Raw genomic sequence first — 6,523 nt, forward strand, 5'->3', positions numbered from 1 at the left:
ATAAGAACATGCTTCCTTCTTTGACAATCTGCTATCTGTCTGGATCAAGGGAACCCGTAGTCAGGCAGGAACCTTCCAGAATCGGAGCGGCGCAGGGTATCACCTTTGAAATATACTCTGATTGGGGCTATGTCTTTGAAGACTTCAGAGGCATTATTTACAACGATGGCGCAACAGCAGGTTAATCAAATTAAGCGCACTCTCAGGGGTGCGCTTTTCCTTTTTGCGGGGGAACTATGAACAATCTTAAGAACTTCACAGATAAGCTTCAGCACTTCGGCAGAACTCCGGGGGACGTTTCCAGAATTTGCAGATAAGCCCGGACAGACTCGCAAACATTCTCACCGGCAGTATACAGGAACCGGAAGGATTCAGGCAAAGACTTGACCGCTTATTTTTGCGTTATGGATCTGAGGCCAGGGCAAGAGATGTGCGGTTTACTTCAAGAAGGATGTGAAACCGATGCAGAGTAATATTCTGGAAAGTAACTATATAAAAAACCTGCCATTGGTGAACTATTTCCTCAGAAAGCAATTCGGGCCGGTTATTCCGGAAGATGTGCAGTGCGCCGGCAGGATCGGGCTGTTTTTTGGGATATCCAAGTACGATGAAAACAAAGGTATGCTTACCCCGTTTCTCAAGGAATATATCACAGGATTTGCTCTCCGGGAATTTCAGCGACAGCGGTTTTTTAAGATCCCAGAGGCAGACCGGGGAAAACGAAAGGTTGTAGTTGAAGCAATTCGGATCCTTGAACAGCGGTTTCAGAGATCCCCTACCCAGGAGGAGATTACAGAGCATACCGGCATATCAGACGGTGAGGTAATGAATGCCCTGGAGGAAATAGAACCGGTCTCACTCGACAGTCCGGCCGGTGAAGATGGTGCAATGATAAACACTATTGCTTACCCGGAAGAGAGCCCGCGACTTAAAGAATCAGTTTCAGAGGCAATAAACAAACTGAAGCCGAACGAGAAAGCAATAATCTGTTTGTATTTCTGGGGCGGCTTCTCATTGACAGAGATTTCAGAGAAAATGAACGTTACTCCTCAGAGAATTCAACGAATCAAAGAGGATGCCTTGAAGAAATTAAAGAAAGAGATTAAGCTTTAAATGGAGGTATGCTGTGAATTATTGCCAGAGTAGTTATTTAGGTGATTTTGTGACCAGGTCAGTAACTGTTTCGGCTGGTATTTCGACATTTTCTGAGGCAGTTATCAGGGTGGAAAATTAGTGGGTAAGAAACGCAAGGTAAATAAAACGGTTAAATCACTTAATGAATTTTAACTTTCTCATTTCTTTTTCGGTCCAGCCGATATCTTTTAACAGTGCTTTTAGCAAACCGGGGCCGTATGTCATTTTAGGATGATAATGGATTGAAACTCTGCTTTTTCCTTTTCGATAAATTCTTTCTGGTCCAATAGTAACATCTTGTTTCCATCCGTCTTTTTCGAGGGCAGAAATAATTTCATCACACGTTTTATTTTTTATCTGTTTCCAAACGTGTTCCGGAAAGCTCATTTTTTCATACCAATTCTGGAATTTCTATTGTTTGTTTCTTAAACAATCTACCCTTTGAACAGATTTCTTCACTCTCTTCTCTTATGATTTGGCAACACGGTATAGGTTCATGATGTTTTAAAAGAGAAATTATATATGCAGTACTTGCTGTTTTCGCATTTTTTAATGCTTCTTTTTCAGTATCACCATGGGTATGAACTCCCTTTAAAGAGGGGCAAAACGCATGGTAACCAATTTCGTCCTTTTCAATACAAATATCGATATTAACCAACATAGAAACCTTACTTTTTCCCATATTCCCTCCCGGCACCCAATTATCAATTCATCTATTAATATTACGGCTTTTAATTAAGAAAGTTAAGCAAAAAAGTGAAAACTACAAAAGCCTGGTTTCTGAACATGCAAACAGGCGTATAATACAGTCTCTGAAGGAACAGTACTTAAAATTAATATACATTACAACAAAATCAATACCAATTGTGTTCTATTGTAACGCTTTTCATGTACATCGTGTATGCACAATACATCAGCTTTCCCGCCGCAACCTGCACGAACTGGACAAGGTGGCACTGCTTGAGGCTAAGAGGCCGATACTGGAGAAGCAGGCAAAGGAGAGGATGATAGAAGGTGGAAAGAAAGGTGGCAGCTCTAAGGGTATGCCAAATTTAGCAGACCCTATCAAACAACCGCCAGTCCGTGACCAGCTCGCCGCAGAAGCCGGAGTTTCCAAGATGACATATACGTATCTAAGGACCGTCAACCAGAAAGGCTCCGATGAACTGAAGGAGGCAGTCAGGGCTTAACGAAATATATACATCTTGTTGCCAAAATTGCTTTTTTGCCTTTTATTATAAGGGTACCTTCCGGAAGATTTATTTAAAAAATTCAAAAGAGGAGAGTGTATGCCCTTTAAAAAAGGTGCTTTTGTCAAATGTTACAAATGGACAGATGGTTTCTGTGTTGGTTTAATTTATCAAAGCCGGAAAAGCAGTTGTGCCAAATTTAGCACAACAGGAGGAAAAAGGCCGTGTCCGTGACCAGCTTGCCGCTGTTTCTCCCGGTGTGCCCCGTTCCGGTAAATTTTCCGGAACGGGATATTTATCTCCTTTTATTCGTATTACAAAACAATCAGACGAATGGAATAAGAATGGAGAAATAAAATGGTATTCGGTTTATACAATCCCGAACGATGCAGGAGAAGAAAAACCATTTGTATGCCCTTCAGAATACTTCACAAAAATTGAAGCCTGATAACTGCTTTTCGCGGAAGCGGTGAAAGCCGCTTCACATGCACACCCAAATTAAGGTTTTCCACAATCGAAGCAGAGGCAATCCAGGGTAGTTTACAAGATTCATTGACCAGAACCAGTATTGATGATTGTACACACTCCAGGCAATTGCATTGCATAATCTGTTTTAACCGGCACCCATTGAAACTATCCGGCAGGTGATCCCGGTAAGATTCTGCACCCATGCAGAAATTTAACCGGCAGTTTCCCTGGTGATTATCGGACCAGTTGCCGAATAAAACGGGATACACAATTACATTAAAAAACCGGCAGGCATCCCAATGATTACTTACCCGCTATCTCCGGACCACAAACCTTTAAAGAAATAGTTTCCTTTTTACCAGCCTGAAAACCCCGGTCAAGTGGAGTAAAGTGGAGTAAGGGAGTAATTTCCCCCATTTTCCCTATAGAAGCCCTTCTATAGGATTTTACTGGTAGTTACTCCACATTACTCCACTTTAGAGATTAAAGAAGATATAAATACCTATAATTAATGTAGTTATAATATTATTTGTCCAGTGGAGTAACTAAAAAACATGGTGGAGTAAGGTGGAGTAAAGTGGAGTTCAGGGAGTAAGTTCCGGTATTTTTTTTAAGATAAGCACCAAGAAAACTAAAACCGTACATCTTCTTTACAAGAGCACTTTGAACCCGTATCTTATTAAGCATAGCCTGCATGCAGGGCATCAATTCTAAGGTGGTAAAGTATCCTTTACCATTTCACATTCATTTATCCGAAAGGATTCTATATGGATTTTAAATGTAAATGTATTGAAAACATTGGATACTCTCAGAAGTTCAATGAAAATGAAGTCTTAACAGCGGAATACATTGGCGGGCGGGTGTTCTGTTTCGGACCCTGCACACCAGCGGAGTTAGATCAAAAGCTAAAAGACAGTGAAACTGGAATATTCAGAATAACCAATTCAGCCGGGAGTGAATTCCTTATTCCAAAGCATGAATACTATTCACGATTTAAAAATTGGAAAGATCCCCTTTCTATTATTACCATAAGTATAGCATACTCCTTTCCTGATGCACAATTAATTTTTTTATTGACATCGCACTCTGAATTGTTGTATACTGAAAATACCTAAACCTAACGCGGCATTATCCCCGGTCCGTGATCCGGATTTTTTATTTTCGGAAATCACAAGGCCAGTCTCCGGTATCCGTGAGGACCGGGCGCACCGTTAGGGCGTAGGTAGACTGGCTTTTTTTATTACCTAAACCTAACGGAGGTACCACATGGTACGCAATTCTATCTCTTCCCCTGCCCGCTCCTTTGTCGAAACCGCGGTTTATGAACTCCAGAGGCAAATGCACGAAAAGCGGCTTGAACTTGTAGAGGCCGGTAAAGCCGAACCCGCAAAGCATGAATCCGGTGAAGCTAATCACTGGCATGAAGACTTCCGGGCCGATATGCCAGATAAAAACATTGTAATCCCGTATTGCGAAGCTTTTGACGGACAGGAAAAACCGGATTTTTGCTTACTCTATGTGCCTGAGCATAGCAAAATCATAATGGGGACACTCGAATTTACAGATCCCGAAAAGCTTGACAGGGTTAAAGGGCAAGAATTCTTCTTTGGGGTTCATTCATTCATAGATGCACTGGAAAAGGCCGAAACCCTGCTTTTATCTGATGAGAACTTGACCGGACATCCTGAAGAGTGGCTTGCTCCATACATCCCCAATAAAGCCACACTTGACACCTTGAGGAATTGCTATCAGATTTTAAGCCTGTTGGCTCTGGCTGGAATAAACGCTACTCCGGATATGCGGGAAAGATACCTGGAGGCTTTACACAGCTTATGGAATGGGAGTATGAAGCCTGCTCTCGATGATCTGTTGTGGGGTTGAACAGCAGACCGGCGCGGAAGCTTAATAGTCCTGTAATCCATTGTGCCGGGTGGTGTCCCGGCTTATAAACCTTGCGGGGGAAATTTGAAACACATTGATATTAATAATTTGCTGAAATTCCTTGCCCTTTTCGCTGTTGGTGAAAGTCTTACCAGATCAGAAATTGAAAAAGCCCTGAACATTTCAAGAGCTTCGTTTTACAGGCTTATGAACTCTATTAAGATCTTCGGGGTAATTGTTGAGGGGCGGGAATCAGAAACAGGGTTTATTTACGACGTAAAGAATTTCGGGGTATTTTCCAGAGCAAAACTAAGAGAATTACATTAACCAGGAGATGATGATTTATGGAAGGTAAATTAAATTCAATCGAATTCTGGATGTCAAGAGCGAACGCGTTAAACGTTCAGAATATAACTCTTCAGAATAAAATTGACGATCTGAGACTTGAGATCAAGCAGTTAACAGTTTTGGCTGAAGCCCAAGAAAACGTTATTAATTCTATGATTCAGAAGCAATCAGAACCGGAACCGGAGTATAGTGAGCCCGAAACGGAAATCGACATTGAAACACTTGCCCGGAAGCTATCAGAGGAGGGTCCGGGGATCACCTTCACAGCCAGAGACTTGAACCGGGAAATCAATCTGCTTCTGGTTGATGTGGGTTGCACTCCACCTGTTTAATGTGGAAGGAACAATTATGATCAAGATTGACAAATACCTTCAGAACAGAGGACTAACCGCAGGGGCAACCCTGCAACACACTAACGAGGAGGCAAATATGTCAGCAGCAACAAAAACGATTACGACAAAAGCTGGGAATTCTTTTCAGATTTTATCTGAAAGAGCATTCGAAGATGAAGCAAAGATAGTATCGAAATACGGCCAGGGATGCAATTATCCGACCGGTAAGTGCGTAGAAGGCTATCAAGTCGATTTTAGTATCGAAGTAACGTTAAAAACCGGTGAATCAAAGAAGTTTTACATAGTTTTTCAATCATTAGAAAGATCTGATAATTTACGTGCATACAGCTCATCTGAGATGTCAACGGCCGGCCAATATGGTTGTGACGATGATGAGTCAGAAGAGCTGCTTGAATTCACTGACTATGACAATGAAATAATCGAGATTTTAGAAAACACAGCAGAAAAGCTGTGTAAAGAGTGGTTTGATAACAATCAAGATTAACTGTTATCCTTGGTCTAATTAAACAAGCCCCTCCAGTGGAGGGGCATTTTAAGGGAAGGAGTTGGGAATGGACTTATCAAAAGTTATAATTAAATTCACCGATGATGGTATTGGTGAGTACGGATTACATGATGGTTTTTTCAATGCAATAGCAATTGTTGAAGGCAAAGAATACAATTTTCAATGCTGCTGCACTGAAAATGACACAATTAATTTTTCAGATTGCGGATACAATGACGGAATCTGCGGAGATGTAAACGAATCTTTAGCTGATTTAGTGGGCTGGGATGGTGTTTTAGCTATTTTAAAAAAAGCGTATGAAGAGTATACAAAATAACTAAACCAGCTCCCTGGGAAACCGGCAGTATTTAAGATTGTTGCACCTATAGAATGGGTTTACGGTTACCACACTGGCAGAAATGAAAAAGAATTTATTTTAATGCTTCCACCAGAGGCAAAACCAAAATGTGTATGGAAAACAGATAAACCATACCACATGGATCATCCTTCAATGAAGAAATAACACAACAGCCGGAGAAATCCGGCTTTTTTATTTGTAAAGTCTCCCCTTCCCGTTTACCTTGTATTTCCCTCTTTTTCTAACAATTTCCCACTACGCAAACAGGCATAAACCAGCCATTTTTATTTAATTGTTAAATTCTGTA

The 6,523-nt window shown here is 41.2% G+C and carries 11 protein-coding genes; 9 read left to right on the plus strand and 2 right to left on the minus strand.

All coding sequences use genetic code 11. From position 1 onward, the window contains the following. Both GX089_00910 and GX089_00915 read left to right on the plus strand, forming a co-directional pair. The coding region (locus tag GX089_00910; GenBank protein NLP01031.1) for a hypothetical protein at window positions 1-185 on the plus strand (185 nt) is incomplete at its 5' end. A gap of 277 nt (window positions 186-462) precedes the next feature. Beyond that, entirely contained in the window at window positions 463-1,113 is a 651-nt protein-coding gene (locus tag GX089_00915) for a sigma-70 family RNA polymerase sigma factor (protein ID NLP01032.1), read from the plus strand. A gap of 156 nt (window positions 1,114-1,269) precedes the next feature. Here GX089_00915 and GX089_00920 read toward each other — a convergent pair whose 3' ends face one another. Further along, window positions 1,270-1,521, minus strand: coding sequence for an addiction module toxin, HicA family (locus tag GX089_00920; protein NLP01033.1), 252 nt, complete (start codon window positions 1,519-1,521; stop codon window positions 1,270-1,272). Window positions 1,522-1,525: 4 nt separating this feature from the next. Beyond that, entirely contained in the window at window positions 1,526-1,795 is a 270-nt protein-coding gene (locus GX089_00925; protein NLP01034.1) for a type II toxin-antitoxin system HicB family antitoxin, read from the minus strand. A 289-nt stretch (window positions 1,796-2,084) separates the two neighbouring features. On the opposite strand from GX089_00925, the gene GX089_00930 reads away from it, so the two are divergent. The 7 genes from GX089_00930 (at window position 2,085) to GX089_00960 (ending at window position 6,195) form a co-directional block, all read left to right on the plus strand. Beyond that, window positions 2,085-2,324 (plus strand): hypothetical protein, encoded by a 240-nt coding sequence (locus GX089_00930; GenBank protein NLP01035.1) that lies wholly within the window; start codon window positions 2,085-2,087, stop codon window positions 2,322-2,324. Window positions 2,325-2,514: 190 nt separating this feature from the next. Further along, window positions 2,515-2,772 carry a hypothetical protein gene (locus GX089_00935; protein NLP01036.1) on the plus strand — a complete coding sequence of 86 codons (258 nt, stop codon included), beginning with the start codon at window positions 2,515-2,517 and terminating at the stop codon, window positions 2,770-2,772. A 1,286-nt stretch (window positions 2,773-4,058) separates the two neighbouring features. After that, window positions 4,059-4,673 (plus strand): hypothetical protein, encoded by a 615-nt coding sequence (locus tag GX089_00940; GenBank protein ID NLP01037.1) that lies wholly within the window; start codon window positions 4,059-4,061, stop codon window positions 4,671-4,673. An 84-nt stretch (window positions 4,674-4,757) separates the two neighbouring features. Continuing rightward, on the plus strand, window positions 4,758-5,000 hold the full coding sequence (locus tag GX089_00945; protein ID NLP01038.1) for a hypothetical protein: 243 nt from the start codon (window positions 4,758-4,760) through the stop codon (window positions 4,998-5,000). A 17-nt stretch (window positions 5,001-5,017) separates the two neighbouring features. After that, window positions 5,018-5,353: a hypothetical protein gene (locus GX089_00950; protein NLP01039.1), complete on the plus strand. Its 336-nt coding sequence runs from the start codon at window positions 5,018-5,020 to the stop codon at window positions 5,351-5,353. Between the two features lie 16 nt (window positions 5,354-5,369). Continuing rightward, window positions 5,370-5,858 (plus strand): hypothetical protein, encoded by a 489-nt coding sequence (locus GX089_00955; GenBank protein NLP01040.1) that lies wholly within the window; start codon window positions 5,370-5,372, stop codon window positions 5,856-5,858. A 67-nt stretch (window positions 5,859-5,925) separates the two neighbouring features. After that, a complete protein-coding gene (locus tag GX089_00960; GenBank protein NLP01041.1) occupies window positions 5,926-6,195 on the plus strand; it encodes a hypothetical protein in 270 nt (89 codons plus the stop codon). Window positions 6,196-6,523: the final 328 nt, after the last annotated feature.

It is taken from the genome of Fibrobacter sp., assembly GCA_012523595.1.
Taxonomy (GTDB): domain Bacteria; phylum Fibrobacterota; class Chitinivibrionia; order Chitinivibrionales; family Chitinispirillaceae; genus JAAYIG01.

Bases quoted from the DNA above. Each gene is read 5' to 3' on its own strand.
- GX089_00915 (NLP01032.1), top strand. From the start codon at position 463: ATGCAGAGTAATATTCTGGAAAGTAACTATATAAAAAACCTGCCATTG.
- GX089_00920 (NLP01033.1), bottom strand. From the start codon at position 1,521: ATGAGCTTTCCGGAACACGTTTGGAAACAGATAAAAAATAAAACGTGT.
- GX089_00925 (NLP01034.1), bottom strand. From the start codon at position 1,795: ATGTTGGTTAATATCGATATTTGTATTGAAAAGGACGAAATTGGTTAC.
- GX089_00940 (NLP01037.1), top strand. From the start codon at position 4,059: ATGGTACGCAATTCTATCTCTTCCCCTGCCCGCTCCTTTGTCGAAACC.
- GX089_00950 (NLP01039.1), top strand. From the start codon at position 5,018: ATGGAAGGTAAATTAAATTCAATCGAATTCTGGATGTCAAGAGCGAAC.
- GX089_00955 (NLP01040.1), top strand. From the start codon at position 5,370: ATGATCAAGATTGACAAATACCTTCAGAACAGAGGACTAACCGCAGGG.
- GX089_00960 (NLP01041.1), top strand. From the start codon at position 5,926: ATGGACTTATCAAAAGTTATAATTAAATTCACCGATGATGGTATTGGT.